Annotated in this window: 23 protein-coding genes; 16 read left to right on the top strand and 7 right to left on the bottom strand. The window is 66.9% G+C overall.

The window, feature by feature from the left end:
- The 11 genes from CAER_RS0102980 to CAER_RS27285 all read left to right on the top strand — a co-directional run bounded on the left by CAER_RS0102980 (window position 1) and on the right by CAER_RS27285 (window position 10,309).
- Window positions 1-1,287, top strand: a complete 1,287-nt coding sequence (locus CAER_RS0102980; RefSeq protein ID WP_027234017.1) for a dihydrolipoamide acetyltransferase family protein — start codon at window positions 1-3, stop codon at window positions 1,285-1,287.
- On the top strand, window positions 1,288-2,646 hold the full coding sequence (lpdA, locus tag CAER_RS0102975; RefSeq protein WP_027234016.1) for a dihydrolipoyl dehydrogenase: 1,359 nt from the start codon (window positions 1,288-1,290) through the stop codon (window positions 2,644-2,646). It begins immediately after the preceding gene.
- A gap of 204 nt (window positions 2,647-2,850) precedes the next feature.
- The gene (locus CAER_RS0102970) at window positions 2,851-3,873 is read left to right on the top strand and encodes an ABC transporter substrate-binding protein (RefSeq protein WP_084299359.1); all 1,023 of its coding nucleotides are present in this window, start codon (window positions 2,851-2,853) and stop codon (window positions 3,871-3,873) included.
- Between the two features lies 1 nt (window position 3,874).
- Window positions 3,875-4,906: a FecCD family ABC transporter permease gene (locus CAER_RS0102965; RefSeq protein ID WP_027234014.1), complete on the top strand. Its 1,032-nt coding sequence runs from the start codon at window positions 3,875-3,877 to the stop codon at window positions 4,904-4,906.
- Window positions 4,903-5,919 (top strand): FecCD family ABC transporter permease, encoded by a 1,017-nt coding sequence (locus CAER_RS0102960; RefSeq protein ID WP_027234013.1) that lies wholly within the window; start codon window positions 4,903-4,905, stop codon window positions 5,917-5,919. The genes CAER_RS0102965 and CAER_RS0102960 overlap by 4 nt, the downstream gene beginning before the upstream one ends.
- Window positions 5,919-6,701 carry an ABC transporter ATP-binding protein gene (locus tag CAER_RS0102955; RefSeq protein ID WP_027234012.1) on the top strand — a complete coding sequence of 261 codons (783 nt, stop codon included), beginning with the start codon at window positions 5,919-5,921 and terminating at the stop codon, window positions 6,699-6,701. The genes CAER_RS0102960 and CAER_RS0102955 overlap by 1 nt, the downstream gene beginning before the upstream one ends.
- Window positions 6,698-7,762, top strand: coding sequence for a siderophore-interacting protein (locus CAER_RS0102950; RefSeq protein ID WP_245597321.1), 1,065 nt, complete (start codon window positions 6,698-6,700; stop codon window positions 7,760-7,762). The genes CAER_RS0102955 and CAER_RS0102950 overlap by 4 nt, the downstream gene beginning before the upstream one ends.
- Complete coding sequence (locus tag CAER_RS0102945; RefSeq protein ID WP_027234010.1) at window positions 7,759-8,709, top strand: MotA/TolQ/ExbB proton channel family protein; 951 nt, start codon at window positions 7,759-7,761, stop codon at window positions 8,707-8,709. The genes CAER_RS0102950 and CAER_RS0102945 overlap by 4 nt, the downstream gene beginning before the upstream one ends.
- A gap of 4 nt (window positions 8,710-8,713) precedes the next feature.
- Entirely contained in the window at window positions 8,714-9,091 is a 378-nt protein-coding gene (locus CAER_RS0102940) for an ExbD/TolR family protein (protein WP_027234009.1), read from the top strand.
- A 10-nt stretch (window positions 9,092-9,101) separates the two neighbouring features.
- Window positions 9,102-9,485: an ExbD/TolR family protein gene (locus tag CAER_RS0102935; protein ID WP_027234008.1), complete on the top strand. Its 384-nt coding sequence runs from the start codon at window positions 9,102-9,104 to the stop codon at window positions 9,483-9,485.
- Entirely contained in the window at window positions 9,482-10,309 is an 828-nt protein-coding gene (locus CAER_RS27285) for a TonB family protein (RefSeq protein WP_245597320.1), read from the top strand. Before CAER_RS0102935 ends, CAER_RS27285 begins: the two co-directional genes overlap by 4 nt.
- A gap of 96 nt (window positions 10,310-10,405) precedes the next feature.
- Here the strand turns inward: CAER_RS27285 and CAER_RS0102925 are convergent, their stop codons facing one another.
- From CAER_RS0102925 to CAER_RS0102895, 7 genes are all read right to left on the bottom strand, one after another.
- Window positions 10,406-12,505, bottom strand: a complete 2,100-nt coding sequence (locus CAER_RS0102925) for a TonB-dependent siderophore receptor (RefSeq protein WP_027234007.1) — start codon at window positions 12,503-12,505, stop codon at window positions 10,406-10,408.
- A gap of 212 nt (window positions 12,506-12,717) precedes the next feature.
- Window positions 12,718-13,407, bottom strand: coding sequence for an ABC transporter ATP-binding protein (locus CAER_RS0102920; RefSeq protein WP_027234006.1), 690 nt, complete (start codon window positions 13,405-13,407; stop codon window positions 12,718-12,720).
- A complete protein-coding gene (locus CAER_RS0102915; protein WP_027234005.1) occupies window positions 13,404-14,159 on the bottom strand; it encodes an ABC transporter ATP-binding protein in 756 nt (251 codons plus the stop codon). Before CAER_RS0102915 ends, CAER_RS0102920 begins: the two co-directional genes overlap by 4 nt.
- On the bottom strand, window positions 14,152-15,141 hold the full coding sequence (locus tag CAER_RS0102910) for a branched-chain amino acid ABC transporter permease (protein WP_036796821.1): 990 nt from the start codon (window positions 15,139-15,141) through the stop codon (window positions 14,152-14,154). The genes CAER_RS0102915 and CAER_RS0102910 overlap by 8 nt, the downstream gene beginning before the upstream one ends.
- Complete coding sequence (locus tag CAER_RS0102905; RefSeq protein ID WP_027234003.1) at window positions 15,138-16,058, bottom strand: branched-chain amino acid ABC transporter permease; 921 nt, start codon at window positions 16,056-16,058, stop codon at window positions 15,138-15,140. The genes CAER_RS0102910 and CAER_RS0102905 overlap by 4 nt, the downstream gene beginning before the upstream one ends.
- Before the next feature lie 73 nt (window positions 16,059-16,131).
- On the bottom strand, window positions 16,132-17,268 hold the full coding sequence (locus CAER_RS0102900; protein ID WP_027234002.1) for an ABC transporter substrate-binding protein: 1,137 nt from the start codon (window positions 17,266-17,268) through the stop codon (window positions 16,132-16,134).
- 326 nt (window positions 17,269-17,594) lie between these two features.
- A complete protein-coding gene (locus CAER_RS0102895) occupies window positions 17,595-18,482 on the bottom strand; it encodes a LysR family transcriptional regulator (protein ID WP_027234001.1) in 888 nt (295 codons plus the stop codon).
- A gap of 144 nt (window positions 18,483-18,626) precedes the next feature.
- On the opposite strand from CAER_RS0102895, the gene CAER_RS0102890 reads away from it, so the two are divergent.
- The 5 genes from CAER_RS0102890 (at window position 18,627) to CAER_RS0102870 (ending at window position 26,694) form a co-directional block, all read left to right on the top strand.
- Window positions 18,627-19,247 carry a glutathione S-transferase family protein gene (locus CAER_RS0102890; protein ID WP_027234000.1) on the top strand — a complete coding sequence of 207 codons (621 nt, stop codon included), beginning with the start codon at window positions 18,627-18,629 and terminating at the stop codon, window positions 19,245-19,247.
- 72 nt (window positions 19,248-19,319) lie between these two features.
- Window positions 19,320-21,371 (top strand): FAD-binding oxidoreductase, encoded by a 2,052-nt coding sequence (locus CAER_RS0102885; RefSeq protein WP_027233999.1) that lies wholly within the window; start codon window positions 19,320-19,322, stop codon window positions 21,369-21,371.
- A 145-nt stretch (window positions 21,372-21,516) separates the two neighbouring features.
- The gene (locus CAER_RS0102880) at window positions 21,517-23,922 is read left to right on the top strand and encodes a GcvT family protein (RefSeq protein ID WP_027233998.1); all 2,406 of its coding nucleotides are present in this window, start codon (window positions 21,517-21,519) and stop codon (window positions 23,920-23,922) included.
- 4 nt (window positions 23,923-23,926) lie between these two features.
- On the top strand, window positions 23,927-25,156 hold the full coding sequence (locus tag CAER_RS28725) for a cytochrome P450 (RefSeq protein ID WP_051357656.1): 1,230 nt from the start codon (window positions 23,927-23,929) through the stop codon (window positions 25,154-25,156).
- Window positions 25,153-26,694: a trimethylamine methyltransferase family protein gene (locus tag CAER_RS0102870; RefSeq protein WP_027233997.1), complete on the top strand. Its 1,542-nt coding sequence runs from the start codon at window positions 25,153-25,155 to the stop codon at window positions 26,692-26,694. Before CAER_RS28725 ends, CAER_RS0102870 begins: the two co-directional genes overlap by 4 nt.

Genomic DNA, 26,694 nt, shown 5'->3' with positions numbered 1-26,694 from the left:
ATGGGTGTGTTTGCCATGCGTCTTCCCGATGTAGGGGAAGGCATTGCCGAGGCGGAGCTGACCGAGTGGCACGTCAAGCCCGGCGACATCGTGCGCGAGGACGATATCCTGGCGGCCGTGATGACCGACAAGGCCGCGGTCGAGGTGCCCTCGGCGGTGTCCGGCAAGGTGCTGGAGCTGGGCGGCGAGATCGGCCAAATGATGGCGATCGGCTCGGTGCTGATCCGCATCGAGGTGGAGGGAGAGGGCAACGAATCCGCCGATGCCGCCGCACAGGCGGAACCGGCCCCGCAGCCCAAGGCTGAGACACGCCCCGAAGCGGGCGCTGCCGCGGCGGAACAGCCTGCGCCGGCCCCGGAACCGGCAGCGCCCGTTCCCCCTGCCGCGCCCGCCGCTCCGGTGCCGCGCGCAAATGGCACCAAACCGCTGGCCTCGCCGTCGGTGCGGGCCCGCGCCCGGGAGGAAGGCGTCGATTTGCGCCAGGTCCCCGGCAGCGGCCCGGCCGGGCGCATCAGCCATGAAGATCTGGACAGCTGGATCGCCTCCGGCGGCATCCAGCAGGGCAGCGTGACCCGCGGCCGCAACACCGGCGTCGAGGAAGTCCGCGTTGTCGGCATGCGCCGCAAGATCGCGGAGAAGATGGCGCTGTCGAAACGGCAGATCCCGCATATCACCATCGTCGAAGAGGTGGAGATGGGCGCACTGGAGGACCTGCGCGCGGCGCTGAACAAGAAGCACGAGGGCGAGCGGCCCAAGCTGACCCTGCTGCCGTTCCTGATGCGCGCGATCGTCGAGGCGGTGCGGGAGCAGCCTGCGCTGAATGCGCGGTTCGACGATGAGGCAGGTGTGATCCACCGCCACGGCGGTGTGCATATCGGCGTCGCGACCCAGACCCCTCAGGGGCTCAACGTGCCGGTGCTGCACCATGCGGAGGCAAACAGCCTGTGGGACAACGCAGGCGAGCTTGCCCGCCTGGCCGAGGCCGCCCGCGACGGCTCGATCCAGCGCGCAGAGCTGACCGGCGGCACCATCACCATCACTTCGCTGGGGCCGCTTGGCGCGATTGCCACCACGCCGATCATCAACCACCCCGAAGTGGCCATCGTCGGGGTGAACAAGATGCAGATCCGCCCGGTCTGGGACGGCCAGCAGTTCCGGCCGCGCAAGATGATGAACATCTCCTGCTCCTTCGATCACCGGGTGATCGACGGCTGGGACGCGGCGGTCTTTGTGCAGAAACTGAAATCCCTGCTGGAAAATCCGGCCATGCTGTTTGTCGAGGGCTGAATGACTGATCTGAAGTGTAAATTGCTGATCATCGGCGCAGGCCCCGGCGGCTATGTCTGCGCCATCCGGGCCGGGCAGCTGGGGATCGACACCATCGTGGTGGACGAGGCCCAGCCCGGCGGCACCTGCCTGAACGTCGGCTGCATCCCCTCCAAGGCGCTGATCCATGCCGCCGACGAATTTCACAAGATCGCCCATGCCTCCGACGGGCCGCTTGGCATCTCTGCAGGCAGCCCGCAGATCGACCTCGCCCGGACTGTCGCGTGGAAGGACGGCATCGTCTCGCGCCTGACCACCGGTGTAAGCGGGCTGATGCGCAAAGCCGGCGTGCGTCTGGTACAGGGCCGCGCCCGGTTCCTGGATGGCAAGACCGTCTCTGTCAAACGCGGTGACGAAGAGGACCAGATCCGGGCCGAGTTCGTGGTGATCGCCTCCGGCTCCGCCCCGGTCGAGCTGCCCTCGCTGCCGTTCGGCGGTGATATCCTGTCCTCGACAGAGGCGCTGGCACTGGACGCCGTGCCCGGCAGCCTCGCCGTGGTCGGCGCAGGCTATATCGGGCTTGAGCTGGGCACCGCCTTTGCCAAGCTCGGCACCAAGGTCACCGTGGTCGAGGCCGAAGACCGCATCCTGCCGCTCTACGATCAGGCCCTGACCCGGCCGGTTGCCAAGCGGCTGGACACCCTGGGCGTCAAGGTGATGACCGGCGCCAGGGCCGAAGGTTTCGCCGATGGCGTTCTGACCACCAGCCAGGGCGGGGTTCAGGCAGAGAAAGTCCTGGTCACCGTCGGTCGCCGCCCGCGCACCGAAGGCATCGGCGTTGATGAGCTGGCGCTGACCCTGAACGGCCCCTACATCCGGATCGACAAGACCTGCCAGACCTCGATGCGGGGCATTTACGCCATCGGCGACGTCACCGGCGAGCCGATGCTGGCGCACCGCGCCATGGCCCAGGGTGAGATGGTGGCCGAGCATATCGCAGGCCACGCAGTCGAATGGGACAAGCGCGCGATCCCAGCCGTCTGTTTCACCGACCCCGAGATTGTCACTTGCGGCGCCCTGCCGGGCGAAGTGGAGGGCAGCAGCAGCGCCGAATTCCCCTTTGCCGCCAATGGCCGCGCCATGACGACAGAGCGCGAGGACGGCTTCATCCGCGTTGTCTGGCGCGATGCCGACCAGGCGGTGCTGGGGCTGCAGGCGGTCGGGGCCGGTGTCTCCGAACTGTCGGCGGCGTTTTCGCTCGCCATCGAAATGGGCGCCTGCCTGGAGGACATCGCCGCAACCATCCACGCGCACCCGACCCAGTCGGAAGGCCTCCAGGAAGCGTGCCTGCGCGCGCTGGGTCACGCGCTGCACATCTGAGACCAGCAGGCCGTCCGTTTCAGTTGCGGACCGGGCGGCCAGATAACTTGACAAAAGAACTAAGGTTAATTAAGCGTCCGGACGCGCCTGAACCGGGCGCCCTTCAGCGAGACGCTCCGCGCCATTGGCGCGGCACACAGTCCAGCCATCATCGGATCAACATCCCGGCGCAGTTCCTGTCCGCGCCGCAGGCTGGAGTGAATTGTGAAGCTGGCTCTGATATTTCCAGATACGCGTGCCCGGCTCGGCGCATACCTGCTGCTGGCCGCAGCGGTGCTTGCCCCCGCGGCCAGCGCGGCGGAACCTTTCCCGGCGGTGATCGAACACCGCTACGGCGCCACAACTGTGCCCGCCAAACCGCAGCGCATCGTCTCGCTCAGCTACATCGGCCATGATTTCCTGCTGGCGCTGGGGGAAACGCCCTATGCTCTGCGCAAGTGGTTCGGCAACCATCCGCATGGTGTCTGGCCCTGGGCGCAGGCGGCCCTGGGCGATGCCACGCCCATCGTCCTGCAGGGCCAGATCGACATCGAGCGGATCGCCGCCCTGGAACCGGACCTGATCACCGGCCAATGGTCCGGCATGAGCGAACGCGAGTATGCGCTGCTGTCGCAAATCGCACCCACCATCCCGCCCAAGGCCGCCCACGGCAGCTACGGCTCCCCCTGGCAGGCCATGCTGCGCACCCTGGGCACGGCAACCGGAAACGCTGCCAAGGCCGACCGGATCATCACCCGGATCGAGGGCCGCTTCGCCGCCATCCGCGCCGCCCACCCCGAGTGGCAGGGCGCAAGCGCCGTCATGGTCTCGGCCACCCGGACCGGCGCCTATTCCGCAACCGACATCCGCGGACAGTTCCTGGCCGCCCTGGGCTTCAAAGTCCCTGAGGTATCCGACCCGTTCACCCCCGCGAACAGCTACTATGCCCTGGTTCCTGAGGAGGATCTCTCTCCCATCGACACCGATGTGCTGATCTGGATCGACGCCGGCGGGTCTGTTCAGCGGCTCAAGCGCCTGCCCCTGCGCCATACCCTGCGCGCCTCCCGGGAGGGGCGGGAGATCTATGCCGGGCGCCTGCTGTCCTCGGCGCTGTCTCATTCCAGCCCCTTGAGCCTGGACGCCGCGCTGGATCAGCTGGTGCCGCTGCTGGAGGCCGCCCTGGATGGCGACCCGGCCACGCCCGTGTCCAGCATGGCCAAGGCCGGTCTGCTGCCGGAGGGAAAATGACATGAGCATCTCTGCCGTTGCCATCTCCCCGGCCCGGCCTGCCGCCAGCCTGCGCGGCCTCAGACTCGCCGGAGCCCTGCTGGGGCTGGTGCTGCTGTCAGCCGCCGCGCTGCGCTTTGGCTTCCGGCCCGCCGGCTGGGAGACTGTCTGGACCGCGCTGACAGCCTATGACCCCAATGATGCCGCCCATATCGTGATCCGCGAGATGCGCCTGCCGCGGCTGGCCGGTGCCGTGCTTGCAGGCGCGGCGCTTGGCATCTCCGGCGCGCTGATCCAGGGCATGACCCGCAACCCGCTGGCCGATCCGGGCCTGCTGGGCATCAACGGCGGAGCCGCGCTCGGGGTGGTCATCTGCATCCTGGGCTTCGGCATCACAGATCCGGCAGCCTTTGTCTGGGTGGCGCTTGGCGGCGCGCTGGCGGCCTCGGTGCTGGTGTTCCTGCTGGGCGGCGGCAGCCGCGCCAACCCGCTGCGGCTGGTGCTGGCGGGCGCGGCGCTCAGCGCGCTGATCCTCGCCCTCACCCGGGCGCTGCTGCTGGTCAGCTCGCAAACCTTGGATGTCTTCCGCTTCTGGGTGCTGGGCGGGTTTGACGGTATTCAGACGGCGACCCTTTATGCGCTGCTGCCCTTTCTAAGCTTGGGCGCAGGGCTTGCCGCCGTGGCGGCCAGCGGGCTGAACGCCTTGCAGCTGGGCGAGGACACCGCCAGGGGGCTGGGCGTGCGCACCGGGCTGGCGCGGACCACCGCCGGGATTGCCATCGTGCTCCTGTGCGGCGCCACCGTGGCGATGGCCGGGCCGATCGCCTTTGCCGGGCTGATCGTGCCGCATCTGGCCCGCTGGGCCGCCGGGCCGGACATGGGCTGGACGCTGGCCTTTTCTGCGGTGTTCGGACCGCTGCTGCTGATCGCCGCCGATCTGGCCGGGCGCCTGCCGCTGTTCGGCGGCAATATGCAGGCGGGCGTGATGACCGCGCTGATCGGCGGACCGGTGCTGATCTGGATGGTGCGCCGGAACGGAGTGCGCAGCCTATGACCTGGACCCTCCGCTTCGCTGCCCTGTCGGTGCAGGTATCACGCCGGGCGCTGCTGGCCGGTCTCTGCCTGATGGCCATGCTGCTGGCCGCCGCCCTGCTGGCGGGTCTGACCGGCAGCTACCCCCTCAGCGGCAGCCAGATGGCCGCTGTGGTGCGCGGCCAGGGCACCGGCATCGAGCAGATGATCCTGCTGGACCACCGGCTGCCGCGGATTGCCGCCGCGCTTGGCGCCGGCGCTGCCTTTGGCCTGGCAGGCGCGATGTTCCAGACGATGCTGCGCAACCCGCTCGCCTCGCCGGATGTGATCGGCTTCAACGCCGGCGCCAGCTGCGGCGCCCTGGCCGCGGTGACCCTGACCGGCGGCATGATGCTGGCCGGCGCCCTTGCCGGCGCCACGCTGGCCGCAGCGCTGGTCATCCTGCTGAGCTGGAAGGACGGCCTGGCCCCGGGCCGCCTCATCCTGACCGGTATCGGCGCCAGCCTGGCGCTGACTGCCGCTGCGGATCTGCTGATCAGCCGCATCGACCCGCAGACCGCCTCCGACATGATCGGCTGGCTCACCGGCTCGCTGCACAGCCGCAGATGGACGGACGCGGCGCGGGTCTGGGCCGGACTGGCGCTGCTGGCGCCGGTGCTGTGGCAGCTGCATTTCCCGCTGGCGCGGCTGGCGATGGAGGACGGCATCGCAACCGGCCTGGGGCTGCCCGTCTCCCGCCTGCGGCTGGCGGTGACCGGGGCTGGCATTCTCCTGACCGCGCTGGCGGTGACCGCCGCCGGGCCGCTGCCCTTTGTCGCTTTTGCCGCAGGGCCGATCGCCCGCCGCCTGATCCCCGGCGGCAGGCCTGCGCTGCTGGCCGCCGCCGCAGCCGGGGCGCTGATGACCCTGCTGGCCGACACCGCCGCCCGCATGGTGCCGGGGGTGCAGCTGCCCGCCGGCGTCTTTACCGCGCTCATCGGCGCCCCGGTGCTGCTGTGGCTGCTGCTGGCGCATTCTCGCAAAGGAACGCTCTGATGCCTGACACCGCCCGCCTGCGGGCCGAGGATCTCTCGGCCGGCTATGCCGGAATGCCCGTGCTGGACAGCCTGACCGCTGCCATTCCCGATGGCGGGCTGACCGCCATTGTCGGCCCCAACGCCTGCGGCAAATCCACCCTGCTCAGGACCCTGGCCCGGCTGCAGCCCGCCGGCCGCGGCCAGGCGGTGCTGGACGGCAAGGCGATCCACCGGCAAAGCAGCCGCTCAGTCGCGCAGCGCCTGGCGATCCTGCCGCAAACCCCGTCCGCGCCCGATGGGCTGACGGTGCGCGACCTGGTGGCACGCGGCCGCACCCCTTATCAGTCGGCGCTGCGGCAATGGTCGCGGCAGGACGCGGAGGCGGTCGCCCGGGCGCTGGACCTCACCAACATGGCCGGGCACGGGGCCAGACCGCTGGAGGCACTGTCGGGCGGGCAGCGCCAGCGGGCCTGGATCGCCATGGCGCTGGCGCAGGAAACCGGCATCCTGCTGCTGGACGAGCCCACGACCTACCTGGACCTGCCGCACCAGATTGAGCTGCTGAAGCTGGTGCAGAGGCTCAACCGCGAAACCGGCCGCACCGTGGCAATGGTGCTGCACGACATCAACCTGGCCGCCCGCTTTGCCAGCCACATGATCGCGCTCAAGGACGGGCGGGTGTTCTGCCAGGGCTCGCCATCCGAGGTGGTGACGGAAGCGGTCATGAAGTCCGTCTTTGCGCTGCCCTGCCGGATCATCGCCGATCCGGTGCATGGCACCCCGCATGTCATCCCCGAATGAACGAGGCCGCCATGACCATCCGCCCCGCTTTCCCGCTGCAGGCAAACGCCGGACTGCCTGAGCTGCCCTTTGCCGCCGTCCGCCAGGCCATCATTGCCATGGCGCAGGAGCATGAGCTGCCGGTGATTGAAAACAGCGCCGTTGCAGTGACGGTGGAAATCACAGGCTTCGGTCACTACAGCTTTGCCGCCCGGGACGGCGGCACAGCGATCCGCGTTTCGGCAGCCATGCCGGACCGGCTGCACATGCTGAAGGACGGCATCGCCAGCCACCTGGACGAGATCCGGCCCGGTGCCTCCAAGGCCCTGCGCTGGCCGGACGCCGCCGCTGGCGCGCTGCCGCCCAACGTCCATTTCACCACGGTCCAGTCGGTTACGCCAATCGGAAACGCCTTTCTGCGTGTTCAGGTCAAATCCCCGGATCTCGCCAGCTTTCAGGACGATGCCATCCACTTCCGCCTGCTGCTGCCGCCCCCGGACTGTGCCGCGCCGGAATGGCCCCGGCTGTCGGAAACCGGCGCCACTGTCTGGCCCGGGGGAGAGGCCGCGCTGCACCGTCCGGTCTACACCACCCGCCGGATCAGCCATGAGGCCGGGCTGATGGAGTTCGATATCTTCCTGCACGACGGGGGCCGCGCCACCGAATGGGCGCGCCGGGCCCGCCCCGGGGACCGGCTCGCCATTGCAGGTCCCGGCGGCGGCGGCATTCCCGCGGCCTCGAACATCCTGCTCTACGCCGACGAAACCGCCCTGCCCGCCGCGGCCCGCATCCTGGAAAGCCTGCCGCAGAACAGCGCGGGCGAGGCCGTTCTGCTGAGCAACGAAGGAGAAGGCTGCGGCTACCCAGTGACCGCGCCAGAGGGCGTCACGCTGACCTGGCTGCGCCGCGAGGACAAACACAGCCTGGCAGACCGGGCGCTGGCGGCGCGCAAGCACGCGCCCGGCCATTACCTGTGGTTCGCCTGCGAGAAGGCCGAAGTTCAGCGCCTGCGCGCAGCGCTTCGGCAGGACAAACCCGCCCCCGGAACCAGCTATATCGCCGCATATTGGAGCCAATCATGACCAACCGCGCCCATGCGGCCGTTGCCGCAGTGTTTCTGACCGCCCCGCTGTTTGCAGGTCCGGTTGCCGCGCAGGAATCGCCCGCGGCACCGGTGCCGCAAATCGCCGCCGAGGCCCCGGCGGTATCCTCGCCTGTCACCCCAGCGGCACACGCAGTGGACGTCCCGGCAGCCGCCGCGCCTGCGGCCCCGTCCGGCACTGACGCTGCTTTGACTGAACCCGCCGATGATGTGCCGGCGGCACAGGCGCTGCCGCCCGCCGAACCGCTGACCCGGCAGGAGGAACTGGCGCAGACCGCCCGCGATGCCGCTGCCAAGGCGGTGAAATTCCTGCGCGACGGCGGCCCGTCGATCTGGGCGATTGCGGCGCTGTCTGTAATCACCCTGGCGCTGATCCTGTGGAAAATCTGGCGCCTGGCGCTGATCGGCGCCTGGTCGCGCGGCAAGGCAGGCCGCGCGGTGGAGGCCTATGAACGCGGCGAAACCAGCGCCGCGCTGGCCATCGTCAAGGGGCGCATCGGCATCCGCTCCAGGGTGGTGGCCACGGCCCTGACCGCCCTCGCCACCCTGCCCGAGAACCGCGCCCGCGAGGAAACCGCCCGGGTGGCCAAGCTGCATCTGGGCAGTGCCGCCACCGGGCTGGGCGCGCTGGAGCTGATTGCCACCATCGCGCCGCTCCTGGGCCTGCTCGGCACCGTTCTGGGCATGATCGCCGCCTTCCAGGCGCTGCAGGCGGCAGGCTCTCGCGCCGATCCGGCGCTGCTGGCGGGCGGCATCTGGGAGGCGCTGCTGACCACCGCCGCGGGCATGGCGGTGGCAATCCCGGCCTCCGCCGCGCTCACCTGGTTCGAGGCGGTGATCAGCCGCATCCGCCGCGATATCGAAGACAGCGCCACCCGGCTGTTCGTGGCCGCCGCGCCTGCGGACCTGAAACTGGCGGCCGAGTGAGACGATGCTGCTGGACCCGCCCGCCAAACCCCGGCGCAAGCCGAGCCTGACGCCGATGATCGACGTGGTGTTCCTGCTCTTGGTGTTCTTCATGCTGGCCTCGCGCTTTGGCATGGAGGCCGTGCTGGACCTGCCGCTGGCCGGTCAGGGCGGCACTTACACCGGCCCGCCGCGGCTGATCGGGATCGGGCCGAACAATCTGGACATCAACGGCGTTCCGGTGGCCGGCAGCAACCTGACGCAGGCGCTGGCGCCGCTGATGGAAACCCCGGCTGACCTGCTGGTGCTGCGCGGCCGCGAAAAGGCCAGCCTGCAGCGCATCACCGACGTGACCGCGCTGCTGCGGCAGGCGGGCTTCACCAATTTCGTGCTGGTGGAATGAGGAGACGCGCATGGACCTGACCGATCCCCCCCGCCGCCCGCGGGCTGAATCCATCGTGCCGATGATCAACGTGGTGTTTCTGCTGTTGATCTTCTTCCTGATGACCTCCCGCCTGGCCCAGCCCGAGCCCTTCGACGTCACCCCGCCCGAGGCCGCGCTGGACACCGAGGCCAAGGCAGACGCTGTGCTGTATATTGATGCGGATGGCCAAATGCACTTTGACGGAGCCGGGGGCGAGGCGGCGATTGCCCGGCTGGCCGCCGCCAGCACCGACAGCGCCGCGGTGCAGCTGCGGGCCGATGCCGGGCTGGAGGCCGCGGTGCTGGCGCGGATCCTGCGGCAGCTGGCAGCCGCCGGGCTCAGCCGGGCCGAACTGGCGGTGCGCCCGCAATGAAACGCGCCGCCGAACTCACCGTCTTTGCCGGGATCGCCGCGCTGATCCACGCCGCGCTGTTCGCCGCCGCGCCCCGCTCCGGCACACAGTCGAGCGGCGCGGGCGGCGATGCGCTGGTCTCTGTCCAGGCCGCGGATGCCACCATGGCCGAAATGGTCGAAGCCTGGCAGCGCCCGCCGCAGGCCGTGCCGCAACTGCAGCCAGACCTGACCCGGCCGCCTACTGTCTCCGCGGCGCCCGCGGTACCGCAGTTCGAGCTGGCCCAGGCGCCGCGCGCGGCCGCGCAGATTGCACTGGCCCGGCCCGCGCCTGCCGAAACGCTGGAGATAGACACCACGCCGCCCCCGCCGCCGCCTGAGCAAAAGCCTGAGCCGGAGGCAAAACCTGAGCCGCAGCCGCGCCCGAAGCCCAAGCGCACGCGCGAACCGCAGCAGGCGCGTAAGGCGGAGCAGACTTCAGCCAGCCGGGCCGGGCAGCGCGCCGCCGGGTCTGGCGGCGGCGCACAGGCCGGGCAGGCGGGCGGCTCTGCTGCTGCCACTGCCGAGGCCGGGCAGCGGGCCAGGCTGCAAGCGGTCTGGGGCGCAAAAATCCGCGCCCGCATCGAACGCCGCAAGCGTTACCCCTCTGGCGCCAGCGGCAGCGGCGTAGCGGTGGTGCGGATCACCGTGTCCCGCTCCGGTCAGCTTCTCGGGTACCGGATTGCCAAATCCTCCGGCAGCGCCGTGTTTGACCAGGCGGCGCTGCAGGCGGTAACGCGGGCCGGAAAATTCCCCTCCCCCCCAAGAAACTCAGCCTCAGCCAGCTCACCTTCAATCTGCCGATGAGCTTTTCAAGATAAACCCGCCACAGTGTCTGACCCGGCAAAAAAGGCCCGCGCGCCGTGCGCGGGCCTTTTCCTTTTTGAACCGCTGCGGAAGGGCTCAGAACTTGGTGGAGAGCGTCAGCGCCACGTTGCGCCCGTCGCCAAAATAGCAGGCACCGCCCGCACAGGTGGTGACATAGCGTTCATCGCTCAGGTTGCGCACGTTCAGCGACACCAGCCAGTTGTCCTGGCCGTAAGACACCGCTGCGTCATACAGCGTGTAGGACGGAGTCAGGTAGGTGCTGGACCCACCCCAGGCCTCGCCGTTGTAGCGAACCCCGGCCCCGAATGTCCAACCCTGCAACTGGCCCTGCCGCGGCGCATAGTTCAGCCACAGTGACGCCGCGTTCTTGGGCACCTGGGCGATGTAATCGCCCTCGGCATCTTCGGTGTCGAGATAGGTATAGGCCGCATCAACCGTCAGATCGCCGAACCGGTGATAGGCTTCCAGCTCCAGCCCCTTGGCGGTGGCTTCGCCCGATTGCACCTGAAAGCCGGGATTGCCTGGATCGGCCACCGTCAGGTTCGACTTGGTCAGGTCGAACACCGCCGCCGTCAGCAGCGTATCGGTACCAAGCGGGTGGTATTTCACGCCGATTTCTACCTGCTCGCCGCGTGTCGGCTCAAACGGGGTCCCATTCACATCGGTGCCGATCGCATCCTGGCGGAAGCTTTCGGCATAGCTGATGTAGGGGGCCACGCCGTTGCCGAACCGGTACATAACCGCCGCGTTGGTGGTCCATTCGCTGTCCTTGGCGGCGATGCTCGTCGCGCCAAAGCTGCCGTTGCTCGCCCCGGTTTCGATGTCGCCGTAACGCAGGCCCAGATCAACGAACAGCCGCCCGTCGTAGGAAGCGCGATGCTGGACATAAGCGCCCGCCTCAGTGATCGAGGTGCCGGGCGTGTCTGCCACGGTGATCGAAGGATAGCCGGCATAGACCGGGTTGAACGGGTCGATGGGGCCAACCTGGGCGCCATAACCGGTATCGCTGTCATAATGCCCGCGGGTGTAGCTCACCCCGGCAAAGGTCCGCATATCAAAGCCGCCAAGCGCATATTCCGCGGTGGCATAGGCGTCGATTGCCCAGGTCTTCAGCCGGTTTTCCGCGCGGTAGAACGTGCGGTTGATGGTGCCGTCCGGATTGTACCGGCCGGTGCCGGTGTTGTCGAAAGCCCACCAGGCGTGCTGGTACAGGGCTTCGGCGTCCAGATAGCGCGCATTGGCGTTGAGGCTCCAGACCGTGTTGAACCGGTGCTTGAACATCGCGGTGATGGCGCGCTGCTCGGTGTCGAACCTGTCGAACCCCGGCTCACCGACAAAAACGCTGCTGGGGAGGAAATCGCCATTGCCGAACCCCGTCGCAGGCAGCAGCGTGCCATAAATCGAGGCGAACTGGATCAGCGGGCTGCCTTCGGTCTCCTGATAGTTGGCCAGCACCGTCAGCTCGGTATCCTCATTGGGCCGCCAGGTGATGGACGGCGCCAGCGCCAGCACGTCGTCCTGCGAATGATCAACCTGGGTCTCGGCATCCCGCAGCACCCCAACAAACCGGTAGCGCAGGGTGCCGCTCTCGTTCAGATCACCGCTGACATCTGCGGCCACCTGCTTGCGGTCATGCGATCCAACCTGCAGTTGAAGCAGGTTTTCGGCGTCCTGCGCCGCGGTTTTGGAGGTGGTGTTCACCACCCCGCCGACCGAGCCGCTGCCATACAGGCCGGAGGCCGGCCCTTTCAGCACTTCGATGCTGTTCAGCAGGAAGGGCTCAGGCTTGGTGTCATTGTAGAAGCCATAGCGGGCAGGCAGCCCGTCATGCAGCGTGCTGGCCCTGAAGCCGCGGACCAGATACCAGTCAGCGCGGTTGTCCAGCCCCCACTGGCCGCCGACGATGCCCGCGGAGTATTGCAGCGCCTGCTCCACGTTCTGGGCGCCGCGCGCAGCGATTTCCTGGGCGGTCACAACCGTCACCGATCGCGGCGTTTCCGCAATCGGGTCGCCGGTCTTGGCAATGGCGCCGGTCTCCAGCGAGATGCTCTCGCCAAAGAAGCCCTCGCCGCTGTGCTGGTTTACGTTGATTTGTTCAAGCTCGACAACTTCGGCCAGTGCCGGCATGGCTGCCAGCAGGGCACAAGCTGACGCAGCAGTACGTCGCAGAATCATGTCCCATCTCCGCTATGTGCGGTTGCAATTTCTGCCTGACGTATTGCTGGGTAAGTGCGGGCTAGTAAGGATCAGGCGCGTGGTCAAGCGCCAATCGCCGCCTGCCGGGCCAAAGGCCCGAAGGGTGCCGGGAACAGCCGTTCCTAAGGTTCAAAACTTGCAAAAATGCATCACCTTTTACGCCCAAAGGCGCCGTTGACTGGCCCCGGGGGTCACACCCCCAAATACCGGTCCGCCACCTCTGCCGGCAGCTCGCCGATGCTGCCGCCCCAGGCGTTGCTGCCCTTGTTGAGGATCACCGCGCGGTCGGCGATGGCCGACAGCTCCTTCAGCGATTTGTCGACCACCAGAATGGCCAGCCCCGCCTCGCGCTTGAGCCGCCCGATCGCGGCCCAGATCTCCTGCCGCACCACCGGCGCCAGGCCTTCGGTTGCCTCGTCCAGGATCAGCAGCCGCGGATTGGTCATCAGAGCGCGGCCGATGGTCAGCATCTGCTGCTCGCCGCCCGACAGCGATCCGGCGGTCTGGCTGCGCCGCTCCTCCAGCCGCGGGAACAGCTCTGCGACCTTCTTCATGTCCCAGGGCCCGGGCCGGGCGGCGGCAATCAGGTTCTCCTCCACTGTGAGCGGCGCAAAACAGCGCCGCCCCTCGGGCACCAGACCGACACCCAGCCGCGCGATCTTGTAAGACGGCAGCTGGCGCAGGTCATGGCCGTCGAACGTCAGCTCCCCCTTGGAGGTTCCCAGCATCCCGCAGATGGTTTTGATGGTGGTGGATTTGCCCATCCCGTTGCGGCCCATCAGCGCCACCACCTCGCCCTCGCCGATCTCCAGATCGACGCCGAACAAGGCCTGCGCCGGGCCGTAAGAGGCCTCGACGCCGTGTAAGGTCAGCAGGCTCATGCGGCGTCCTCCTCTCCCAGATAGGCGCGGCGCACCTCGGCGTTGGCGCGGATGTCGTCCGCGGTGCCGGTGGCAATGATCTGGCCGTAGACCAGCACGCTGATCCGGTCCGCCAGCGCAAAGACCGCGTCCATGTCATGCTCCACCAGCAGGATCGGCGCCTCCTGCCGCAAGCCATCCAGGAACCCGGTCAGCGCCTTGGACCCGGCCGCGCCCAGGCCCGCCATCGGCTCATCCATCAGGAACAGCCTGGGCTTCAGCGTCAGCGCCACCGCCACCTCCAGCTGGCGGCGCTGGCCGTGCGACAGGTCGGCGGTGCGGCGGTTTGCATCGTCTGTCAGCCCCACCCGCTCCAGCGCGTCGCGCGCCTGCGCCAGCAGCTCCGGATCCTTCATCACGTTGCGGAAGAAATGGAACGGCCGGCCCCGGCCCCCCAGCGCCCCCAGCACCGCGTTCTGCAGCACGGTGTATTCCATCGCCAGCGCCGAAATCTGGAACGTCCGCCCCAGCCCCATCCGCGCCCGCGCCACGGTGTCCAGCGCGGTGACATCCCGGCCGAGCAGCTCCACCTGGCCGCTGTCCGGCGCGATATTGCCCGCGATCTGCTTGATCAGCGTGGATTTGCCCGCCCCGTTCGGTCCGATCAGCGCGTGGATTTCACCGGGCCGCAGGTCCAGCGAGACATCTTTGCTTGCCTGCAGCGCGCCAAAGCTCTTGCACAGGCCCTTGGTTTTCAGAACCGCCTCAGCCATGCGCCTTCTCCCGTCCTGCCAGCGCCCCGATCAGCCCGCCGCGGGCAAACAGCACGATCAGCAGCAGCAGCACGCCCAGGAAGATCTGCCAGTAATCGCTGACACCGCCCAAGAGATGCTCCAGCATGATGTACAGCGCCGCCCCCGCGACCGGGCCATACAGCCGCCCGACCCCGCCAAGGATCACGAAGATCATGATCTCGCCGCTGGTGTGCCAGCTGAGCATGGTGGGGCTGACAAAGCGGTTGAGATCGGCAAACAGCGCCCCCGCCAGCCCGGTGATGGCCCCGGAAATCACGAATGCGGTCAGCCGCAGAGTAAACGGCGTCAGGCCCACCGCCTGCACCCGCTCCTCATTCTGCCGCGCCGCCGCCAGCGCCAGCCCGAAGGGCGAGCGCGCCAGCCGCGCGGCAAACACCAGCGCCAGACACAGGATCACATAGGCAATGGCAAAGAACTGGATCGGATCGAGGGTGTTGAGACCCGGAAATTCGTTGCGCACCCAGATCGACAGCCCGTCCTCGCCGCCATAGGCGCTCCAGCTGATCGCGAAGTAATACAGCATCTGCCCGAAGGCGAGGGTGATCATGATGAAATAGACACCCGAGGTGCGCAAGGACAGCGCGCCGATCACCAGCGCCGCCAGCGCGCTGAACACAACCGCCACCAGCCAGATCAGCGGCATCTGGTTGCTGCCCTCAAACAGGAACGGCCAGTCGAACAGCGGCTCATAATTCTGGGCATGGGCGGCAAGGATGCCCATAGCATAACCCCCAATCCCGAAGAACGCCGCATGGCCCAGGCTGATCAGCCCGCCAAGGCCAAGGGCAATATTCAGTCCCACACCCGCCAGCGCCAGGATCGCGGCCTTGGTGGCCAAAGTGATGATAAAGGGCTCATCCAGCGACCACGCTGCCAGCGGCACGATCAGCAGCGCCGCAATCATCGCCCAGTTGAGCAGGCTCTCGCGCGTCAGCATCATGCGCTCCCTCCATAAAGGCCAGAGGGGCGCACCAAGAGGATTGCCGCCATCAGGATATAGATCAGCATCGACGCCAGCGACGCCCCGGCAGAGGCCGCGCTGGCCGGGTCCAGAAACAAGCCGAACAGCTGCGGCAGGAAAACCCCGCCCAGAGTATCGGTCATCCCCACCAGCAGCGCACCCGCCAAGGCCCCCTTGATGGAGCCGATGCCGCCGATCACGATCACCACAAAGGCCAGGATCAGAACCGGCTCACCCATGCCGACCTGCACAGACTGGATCGCGCCCACCAGCGCCCCCGCCAGCCCGGCCAGCGCCGCGCCAAGGGCAAAGACCAGCGTGTAAAGCTTGGAAATATCGACGCCGAGCGCGGCAATCATCTCGCGGTCGGCCTCGCCTGCACGGATCTGAATGCCGATGCGGGTGCGGGCGATCAGCAGGAACAGCCCGGCGGCAATGCCCAATCCGATCAGGATGATGGTCAGACGGTACAGCGGATATTCAATCCCCCCCGGCAGGCTGACAGGCCCCGACAGATAGGACGGCACATCCAGGAACAGCGGGAAGGAGCCGAACAGCCAGCGGGTGCCTTCGGAAAAGATCAGGATCAGCGCAAAGGTCGCCAGCACCTGATCCAGATGGTCCCGCCGGTACAGGCGCCGGATTACCACCAGCTCCATCAGCGCACCCGCGGCGGCGGCGGCAGCGAGGCTGGCCGCCAGCGCCAGCACGAAGGAGCCGGTCCAGCCCGCCACTGCAGCAGCGGCAAAGGCGCCCACCATATATAGCGAACCATGGGCGAGGTTGATCAGCCCCATCACCCCGAACACCAGCGTCAGCCCGGCTGCCATCAGGAACAGCATCACCCCGAGCTGGAGCCCATTCAGGATCTGCTCCAGAACAAGAATATAAGTCATTTTCGGATTTCCGCGGGGAAGCTTGACCGCTTGCGGAGACGCCGGACAGGGCGTCTCCGCTCAGAGGCTTAGCTTACATCTTGCACTCGCCGCCATAAGCGTCGGCGTGGTCTTTCAGGCCGGTGGCGATGATCTTGTTGGTAAAGACATCGCCTTCCTTGATCACTTCGCGGACATAAATGTCCTGGATCGGGTGGTGGTTGTCACCAAATTTGAAGTCACCGCGCACGGAGGCGAACTCCGCCGCCTTCAGCGCCGCCCGAAACGCGTCCTGGTCGCCGGGCTCCGCCTTGTCCAGCGCGCTCAGGATCAGGTTGGCGGTGTCAAAGCCCTGGCTCGCGTACAGCGAGGGCAGACGGCCGTATTTTTCCTGGAAGGAGGCGACAAATTCGGCGTTGGCCTCATTGTCGATGTCTTTGTTCCACTGCGAGGTGTTCTTCACCCCCAGCGCGGCATCACCCACCGCCTGCAGGATACCCTGGTCAAAGGAGAACGCCGGGCCGACCACCGGCAGATCGACGCCGCTGCCTGCATACTGCTTGAGGAAGGAAATCCCCATGCCGCCGGGCAGGAAGAAATAGACCGAGTCGGCGCCCGAAGCGCGGATCTGTGCGATTTCAGCGGCATAATCGGTCTGGCCCAGCTTGGTGTAGATCTCACCGGCCAGCTCGCCGTCGTACATCCGCTTGTAGCCGGTCAGCGCGTCCTTGCCCGCCGGGTAGTTCGGCGCCAGGATAAAGCTGTTCTTCAGCCCCGCCTCATTGGCATAGGCGCCCGCAGCCTCGTGCAGGTTGTCGTTCTGCCAGGCGACGTTGAAGTAATTCGGATGGCAGCGCTTGCCCGCAAGGGCCGAGGGGCCGGCGTTCGGCGACAGGTAGAACACGTTCTGCGCGGTTGCAGCAGGCACCACCGCCATTGCCAGGTTGGACCAGATGATGCCGGTCATGATGTCCACCTTCTCGGACTGGATCATCCGGTCGGCGATCTGCACCGCCACGTCGGGCTTGCGCTGATCGTCCTCGATCACCACCTCGACGCCGTCGCGGCCGTCCTGTTCGATCGCCAGCATAAATCCGTCGCGCACATCCACGCCCAGCCCCGCGCCGCCGCCGGACAGGGTGGTGATCATGCCGATTTTTGTCTCCGCCTGCGCGGCCGTTGCCAGCGCCGGAATTGCGGCCGCCATCGCCAGCATCCGAATGGTCTTCATATCGTTCAATCCTCCCAGAATGTGCCCCGGCCCAAAACCAGGGTTCTTGATCAAATGCTTACGACTTTACCGCGGCAGCCGCAGAAGCCAAGACCGCCATAAGCCCGCATCTCCCCGGCTGATCTTGCGCCAGCCCTGAAGGTGAGCCTACGCAGTCTTGGATTATTATTTCAAGCATAAAATAAATAGGGCAATATTGTTGCCGTATTTACCGGCTGCCCCTTCATATGCGGCAGCGGCGGATGCGAGGGGCCGGCCCCTCGCGCTCCCCGGAGTATTTGCAGAAAGCTGAAACACTGGCGGAAAGGCGATGCGGGACGCACCGGTCAGCCCGGCCCGAAATGGGCCGCCAGATGGTCGATCAAGGCACGGATCCGCGCCGTCAGATGGCGGCTGGGCGGATACACCGCATACAGCGTGATCGGATCGGTTTCCTGTTTTTCGAAAAGCACTTGCAGCCTGCCGTCCTGCAGAAACGGCAGCGCGGTGTAATGGGGGCAGCGGGCAATGCCCAGCCCGCCCGCCGCCATATGCGCCACCGCCCGCGGCGAGTTGGCCCTGAAGCTGCCGCCGACGGTGATGGTTCCCGCCCCGCTGCCGCGTCCGAACGCCCATACGTCCGGCTGCGGCGCGGTGGTGAGCAGCAGGCAGTTGTGGGTGGCCAACGCCTCCGGCTCGGCAGGCTCGCCATGCGCCGCCAGATACTCCGGCGAGGCCACCACCACCCGCCGCATGGTACACAGCTTGCGCGCCACCAGCGTCGAATCCCGCAGCGCGCCAAACCGGATTGCCAGATCCACCCCCTCCTCCAGAATCGGCAGGTGGCGGTCCGACAGCACCAGCTCCACCGCCACTTTGGGGTGCGCCTGCTGGAAGGGCTGCAGCGCCTCCACCAGCTCGCGGCTGCCCAGGCCGGTGGGCGCGGTGATGCGGACCGGGCCTGCCAGCTCCTGCTGGCGCAGCTGCACCACGTCCTCCAGCTCGTCGAACTGATCAAGCAGCGGCAGGCAGCGCTCCAGATAGGCCCGGCCGGTGTCGGTCAGCGTCACCTTGCGGGTTGTCCGGTTGAGCAGCTGCGCGCCCAGCTGCTCCTCCAGCCGGGCGACGTATTTGCTGGCCAGCTTGGTGCTGATCCCCACCTGCCGGGCGCCGCCGGTAAAGGAGCTTTGCGCCGCCACCGCGGCAAAGGTGCGCATACAGTCCAGCTTGTCCATCGCGGGTGCTCCAGTCGCCCTGTTTATGAACGTACCGTACATAATTATTCCACAACAAGGAATATTATCGCCAACCGTAACGCAGCGTATCTTCCGGGTGTCTTCACAAACCCACGGCACATGCCAAGCAAAAGGACCCAAGACATGCCCCATTCCATCCGCATCCACGGCTTCCCCCTGTCCGGCCATTCCCACCGGGTGGAGCTGTTCGCCAGCCTCGCCGGGATCGCCCATGACGTCGTCACCGTCGACCTTGCCGCGGGCGAGCACAAACAGCCGCCGTTCCTGGCGCTGAACCCCGCGGGCCAGGTGCCGGTGATCGAGGACGGCGGGACCGTGCTGTCCGATTCAAACGCCATCCTGGTCTACCTCGCCCGCAAATACGCCCCGGCCTGGCTGCCCGCCGATCCGGTGAAGGAAGCCGAAGTGCAGAAATTCCTGACCCTGGCCGCGGGTGAGATCGCATTCGGCCCGGCGGCGGCACGGCTGATCAACGTCTTCAATGCGCCGCTCGATGCTGAGTTCTGCGCCACCGTTGCGGCCCGCGTGCTGGGCAAGATCGACGCCCATATGGAGGGCCGCAGCTTCCTGGTCGGCGACGCCCCCACAATCGCCGACGTGGCGATCTATTCCTATGTCGCCCACGCGCCCGAAGGCGGCATCTCGCTGGAGCCCTACCCCAACGTGCGCGCCCTGCTGGCCAATATCGAAGGCTTGAAGGGCTTCAAGCCGATGCCCATCACCAAGGTCGGCCTGGCAGCCTGATCGCGCCCTGCCCCAGCGCGGCGGCCTTTTCACGGGCCGCCGCGAACCCGTCTCAGACACCAGGAGGTTTCCATGACTCCCCTCGATGCAAACACCCCCTCCCCCTTCCACGAAGGCGAACAGGAAATGCAGCACCGCGCCGGCAAGCGCGAGATGATGGAGACCTTTGGCCGCCGGGTGATCCGCTCCTTCATGCCGGACCAGCACCGGCTGTTTTATGCCCAGCTGCCGGTCCTGGCAGCGGGTGCCGTGGACAGCGAAGGCTGGCCCTGGGCAAGCCTGCTGGCCGGCCCGCCCGGTTTTGCCGCTTCGCCGGACCCGCAGCACCTGGATATCGCGCTGCAGCCGGATACCCGCGATCCGGTGCAGGCCGCGGTCCGCAGAGGCGCCGCGCTTGGGATGCTTGGGATCGAACTGCACAGCCGCCGCCGCAACCGGGTCAACGGCCGGGTGTCTGCCGCCGGACCTGATGGCTTTACGCTGCGGGTCGACCAGTCCTTCGGCAATTGCCCGCAATACATCCAGCTGCGCGGGCTGGAACCTGTAAAAGAACACGCCCCCGCTCAGCCTCAGCACTTCACAGATTTCGGCAGCAGCCATACCGCGCTGATCGCCGGGGCCGACATGTTCTTTGTCGCCAGCCACATCCCCGCCGCCAGCCGCCCGGAACGCGAAGGCGTCGATGTCTCGCACCGCGGCGGGCGGCCCGGCTTTGTCCGCATCGACGGCAACCGCCTGACCATCCCCGACTTCCCGGGCAACAACCACTTCAACACGCTGGGGAATTTCCTGCTGAACCCGCGCGCGGGCCTGGTGTTCCCGGATTTCACCACCGGCAGCCTGCTGCTGCTCACCGGCACTGTCGAGCTGCTGGACGAGACGCATCCGGAGGTCACCGCCTTCGACGGTGCTGAGCGCGGCTGGCGGTTCACCCTGCACAAGGGCACCTGGCTGGAAGGCATCCTGCCCCTGCGCGCCGAACGCGGTGCGTTTTCACCCAATACGCTGATGACCGGAACCTGGGCAGAGGTTGAGGCCCGCGCGCAGCTGGAACAGCAGCGCAGCACCTGGCGCCGCTACCGGGTGACCCGGACAGAGATGGAAAGCACCGTGATCCGCTCCTTCTACCTGGAGCCGGAGGACGGCGGGCCGCTGCTGCCCTTTGAGGCCGGGCAGTTCCTGACCATCCGCATCACGCCGCCCGATGCACAAAAGCCGCTGGTGCGGACCTACACCGTGTCCTCCGCCCCCGGCGAGGGCCACTACCGCATCTCGGTCAAGCGCGAGGAGACCGGCACCGTGTCCCGCCACCTGCACGCTCACCTGCAAACAGGCGCCGTGATCGAGGCCAAGGCGCCCCGCGGCGGGTTCTTCCTCGACACCGCAGAGGACCGCCCGGCGGTTCTGATCGCCGGCGGCGTCGGCGTCACCCCGATGATCGCCATGGCGCGCCATGCGCTGCGGGAGGGGGTCCGCACCCGGCACCTGCGCCCGCTGACCATTCTGCACGCGGCCCGCACCCTGGGGGAGCGCGCCTTTGCCCGCGAGTTCCGCAGACTTGAGCAGGCCTCCGGCGGCCAGATCCGCTATGTCTCGCTGATCAGCGCGCCCGCTGCGACGGACACGGCAGGCCGGGACTTCGATCTCACCGGACGGCTCACCGCAGGCGTCCTGCAAAAGGTGCTGCCGCCGGCGGACGCCGATATCTACCTCTGCGGCCCGGGCGGGTTCATGCAGGCGGCCTATGACGGGCTGCTGGGCCTTGGGGTCAAGGACGCTGATATCCATGCCGAGGCTTTCGGGCCGTCCGCGCTGAAACGCGCCACAGACGCACCGAACCTCCAGGACGCTGTTCCCGAAGCAGACTCTGCCATCGTCCGCTTCACGAAATCCGGTTTCGAACAGCCCTGGACCCCGGCGGACGGCACCCTGCTGGAGCTGGCCGAACGCCACGGGCTGACGCCGGAGTTCAGCTGCCGTGCAGGCAATTGCGGCAGCTGCGCCACCCGGCTTCTCGCAGGCGAACTCGCCTACCGCACCCCGCCCTCCGCCGCGCCCGAGGACGGCAGCGCGCTGATCTGCTGCGCCGTTCCGGCAACGGACACGATCGAGCTGGATCTCTGACCCTGTCCCGCGCCTGATACCGCCCGCGCAAGATTTCTCTGGACAAGACTGTCCAGGATCGCCGATGAATTGGACAGAAATGTCCAAAGGGCGGATTCGGGGAGGCTCCCCGCTGACCCGGCGGTGTCAGACAGGGAGCAAAGCCATGAAGACGCACTATCGTGCCGTTGTCATCGGGGGCGGCGTTGTCGGCGCCTCCGTCCTTTATCACCTGGCCAAGTTCGGCTGGACCGACGTCTGCCTGATTGAGCGTTCGGTGCTGACCGCCGGCTCCAGCTGGCACGCCGCGGGCGGCTTTCACGCGCTGAACGCGGACCCGAACATCGCCTCGCTGCAGGCCTATACCATCGACCTCCTGTCCGAGATCGAACAGGAGTCCGGCCAGTCCGTCGGCATGCACATGACCGGCGGCATGACGCTGGCGGGCACGCCGGACCGCTGGGAATGGCTGCAATCTGCCTACCGCACCTTCCAGTCGATCGGCATCGACGACTGCCGCCTGATCACCCCGCAGGAAGCGGGCGAGCTGTGCCCGATCATGTCCACCGAGGGCATCCTCGGCGGCATGTGGGCCGACCGGGAGGGGTATGTCGACACTACTGGCACCGTCCACGCCTATGCCGGGGCCGCCAGGAAACGCGGTGCGGAGGTGATAGAACACAACCGCGTTCTGGAGCTGCATCAGGTCGCGGGCGGCTGGCAGGTTGTCACCGAAAAGGGCACCATCCACGCCGAACATGTGGTCAATGCCGCGGGCCTCTGGGCCAAGCAAGTGGGCCGCATGGCGGGGATCGAATTGCCGGTGTCGCCGCTTAACCACCACTACCTGATCTCCGACACCATCCCCGAACTGGAACAGCTCGACTTCGAGGTGCCAATGACCGTGGATCTGGAGGGCTTCACCTATATGCGGCAGGACCAGAAGGGAATCCTTCTGGGCATCTACGAGATCGACCACGAGCATTGGATGATGGACGGGGCCCCTTGGGAATACGGCTTCGAACTGCAGCAGGAAGACCCGGACCGCATCGAACGCGAACTCACCCTCGGCTTTGAACGCTACCCGGCCCTGCAAACCACTGGCGTCAAAACCTGGGTCAACGGCGCCTTCACCTTTGCGCCCGACGGCAACCCGCTGGTCGGCCCGGTGCGCGGCAAGCCCGGCTACTGGTGCGCCTGCGGCGTGATGGCGGGCTTCCTGCAGGGCGGCGGCGTTGGCAAGTCGCTGGCCGAATGGATGATCCACGGAGAGCCGGAGGCGGATGTCTTTGGCATGGATGTGGCCCGCTTCGGCGACTACGCTCAGAACAAGCGGTTCATCAAGGAAACCACCGGCCAGTTCTACACCCGCCGCTTCGTGATGACCTACCCGAACGAGCAGCTGCCCGCAGGCCGTCCGCTGAAAAAGGCCCCCGCCTATTCGGACATGACCCGCGCAGGCTGCCGCTGGGGCGCCAGCTACGGGCTTGAAATCCCGCTCTATTTTGCGCCCTCGGAAGACTTCGCCGAAACCCCGACCCTGAAACGCTCCAACGCCTTCGGCATCGTTGCGGATGATTGCAAATCGGTACGCGAGGCCGTCGGCCTTTTGGACATCTCCGCCTTTTCCCGGTTCGAAATCTCGGGCGCAGGGGCCGAGGCCTGGCTTGACCGTATCATGGCCTCAAAACTCCCCGCACCGGGCCGCGCCAAGCTGGCACCGATGCTGTCGCCCGAGGGCCGCCTCAAGGGCGATCTGACCGTCTTCAACTGGGGCGATGGCAGATGGTGGATCATGGGCAGCTACTACCTGCGCGAATGGCACCTGCGCTGGTTCCAGGACCACATGGGCGAGGGCGTCGGGGTGCGGGACGTGACCGATGCCGTCACCGGCTTCAGCCTCTCCGGGCCGAACAGCCGTAAGGTGCTGGAAAAGCTGACAGACGGCCCCATCGCTGACCTGCCTTTCATGGGTTGCGGCACGTTCGACATCGGCATGCTGCGCCTCAAGGTCGGCCGCCTCTCGGTCGCGGGGGAACTGGGCTATGAACTCCACTGCTCCGCCGCCGAACACATCACCCTGCGCGAAACCCTGCTGGAGGCTGGCGCGGACCTCGGCATCCGCGAGGTCGGCTTCAACGCACTCCTGAGCCTGCGGCTGGAAAAGAGCTTTGGGATCTGGAGCGCCGAATTCACCCAAGGCTACACCGCCGCGCAAACCGGCATGGACCGCTGGATCGACTGGGACAAGGACTTCATCGGCCGCGATGCGGCGCTGAAAGAGCGCCAGGCAGGCGGCCCGGCGCAGGTGCTGGTGACATTACAGGTGGACGCCACGGACGCCGATGCCAGCGGCTTTGAGCCGGTCTGGCAGGGCGAAACCCGCGTCGGCTTTGTGACTTCCGGCGGCTATGGGCACACCGTGGGCAAATCGCTCGCCATGGCGATGGTGGATCGGGATGCAGCTGCGGAAGGAAAGGAACTGACCGTGCATATCGTCGGCCAGGAACGTTCCGCACGCGTGATTGCCCCCTCCCCCTACGACCCCGCCGGCACGGCAATGCGGGTTTAACCCCATGTCCTTCCTGAATCAGTTCAACGCGCTCACCAGCCCGGAATTCAGGGCTGATCCTTATCCGGTTCTGGCCTTTATGCGGGAAGAACACCCGGTGTATCACCTGTCCCCGGGCCTGACTGACAGCTGGCACATCTTCCGCTACGAAGATGTGCGCCAGGTGCTGCTGTCACCGGATGTCTTCTCCTCCGACCGCGGCCTGCAGGGCGGCGGCGACATGGCAGACGCCAACCTCAGCTTCCTGTTCAACAACATGATTTCCGCAAGCGGGGACAAGCACCGCCGCCTCCGGATGATCGCCAACCGGGCTTTTATGGCCAAGGCGAACGAAGCCCTGCGCCCGGCAGTGCAAAATGTGGTGGACACACGCATGGAGATCGCGCTGCAAACCGGGGATTTCGACCTGGTCGAGGATTTCGCCGCGCAAATCACCGTTGCCATGATCTGCGAAGTCCTTGGCCTGCCGCCGGAAGACATGGATCAGATCCGGCAATGGACCGCGGTGCTGGGCGACAACTCCGGCGCGGTCACCTGGCTGCCGGAGCTGGATCCGGCGCTGGCCGAGCGGGGGCGCTTGGCCGGAGGGGAGATGACTGCCTATTTCCGCGACTTCCTCTCGCGCCCCGGCTGGGGCGGCGAGGCACTGTTTGCCGCCTTCCGCAACGCCGGCCCGGAAGGCGAACAGCTCTCCGAGGCTGAATTGCTGTCGATGGCGATGCTTCTTTTGCTGGCAGGAAACGAAACCACCACCAACCTGATCACCAATTTCGTGCGGCTGCTGGATGCTTTCCCGGATCAGGCCGCCCGGCTGCGCGCGGACCCCGCCCTGGCCGATGGCGCGGTTGAGGAAACCCTGCGGATGCGCAACTCGATCCGCAATATCGACCGCTTTGCGCTGCAGGACGTGGAAATGCACGGCGTCACCATCCCCAAGGGCGCCCGCGTGGTGGTCTGGCTGACCGCAGCCAACCGCGACCCGGCGGTGTTTGATGACCCGGATGATTTCAAGCCGGACCGCAGCCCGAACCGGCACCTCGCCTTTGGCCAGGGAGCGCACATGTGCCTCGGTGCCGCGCTGGCGCGGATGGAAACCCGCATCGCCGCACACGCCATTCTCACCCGCACCAGCCGTGTTGAGCTGACCGCACCGCCGCAACTGGGCGTGAACGCGAATTTTGACAATGTGACGCGCCAGATGGTGCGTTTTCACCCAGCGGAGACCCCGGCATGACCCCTGAACCCTCTGCCCGGCGGCGCGGCCGTAAATCCGCTGCGGCCCAGGCCCTGAAACGCCAGGTGAATTACCGTCAGCTGAAGAACCCCTTTCCGCTGATGGAGGTTTTTCCGGCGCATCAGATCGCGGACATGCATGAAACCGCGCTGAACATACTGGAAGAGCTGGGCATGAAGGTGCTGCTGCCCGAAGCGCGCCGGATTTATGCCAAGGGCGGCGCCCGCATCGATGACGATGCGGAGATGGTCTTTATCGGCCGCGATATGGTGGAGGCGGCACTGGCTACCGCCCCCCGCTCGATCACCTGCCGGGCAGGTGCGCGGGCGCGCGACATCACGCTGGAGCTGGGCAGCCTGGTGTTCCAGGCCGGTGCAGGCGCCCCCAATGCCACCGATCTGGAGCGCGGCCGCCGCCCCGGCTCAGCCCGGGATTACCTGGAATACCTGCAGCTCACCCATCACTTCGACGTCTTCCACATGATCTCGCCCCAGGTGGAGCCGCAGGACGTCTCTATTCACCTGCGCCATTACTTCACCACCGAGGCGCAGATGACCCGGACGGACAAGTTCCCCTTCATCTTCTCGCGCGGCACGCCGCAGGTGATGGATTGTTTCGAGATGATCCGCGACTTCCGCGGGCTGACAGATGCGGAATTCATGGCGGAACCGCGCTGCTATACCATCATCAACACCAACAGCCCGCGCACGCTGGACATTCCGATGGCGCAAGGTCTGATCGACTTTGCCCGCCACGGGCAGGTTTCGATTGTCACCCCCTTCACACTGATGGGCGCAATGGCACCGATCACGGTTGCAGGGGCCATCACCCTCAGCCATGCCGAGGTTCTGGCCGCCATCACCCTGACCCAGCTTGCCAAGCCCGGCGCGCCGGTGTGTTACGGCACCTTCACCTCCAACGTGGACATGAAATCCGGCGCACCTGCCTTTGGCACGCCTGCGCATTTCCAGGCCTCGCTGGCGGCTGGCCAGCTGGCGCGCTTCCTCGGCCTGCCCTGGCGGTCCGCCGCAGGGTCGGCCTCGAATTGCAACGACGTGCAGGCCGCCAATGAAAACCAGATGGGCCTCTGGGGCTGCCTGATGGCGGGCGCCACCGTGATCATCCACGCGGCCGGCTGGCTGGAGGGCGGGTTGTCGGTCTCTTACGAAAAACTGATCACCGACGCCGAGGTTCTCAACATGATCGCCGAACTCTGTGCAGGCGCCCAGGCGGGGACGGAGGAAATCGGCTACGCCAGCGCGCTGTCGCAAGTGGAGCCGCAGGGGCATTTCTTTGCCGCGCCCCAGACGATGGAACGCTACAGCACAGCGTTCTACCAGCCGGTTGTGCATGACTACGCCAATTTCGGCACCTGGACCGATCGCGGCAGCCTGGATGCCAACAGCCGCGCCACCCGGGTCTGGAAGGACATCCTGGCCCATGATAACCGGCCCCAAACAGATGAAACCCGCGCTGAAGCGCTGCAAGCCTTCATCGCCAAACGCACCGCCGAGGGCGGCGCACCGCCGGAGAGCTGA

This window comes from Leisingera caerulea DSM 24564 (genome assembly GCF_000473325.1).
In the GTDB taxonomy this organism is placed as follows: domain Bacteria; phylum Pseudomonadota; class Alphaproteobacteria; order Rhodobacterales; family Rhodobacteraceae; genus Leisingera; species Leisingera caerulea.
The sequence above is the reverse complement of the archived record's forward strand: the minus strand, read 5'-3'. Positions and strand labels throughout refer to the sequence as shown.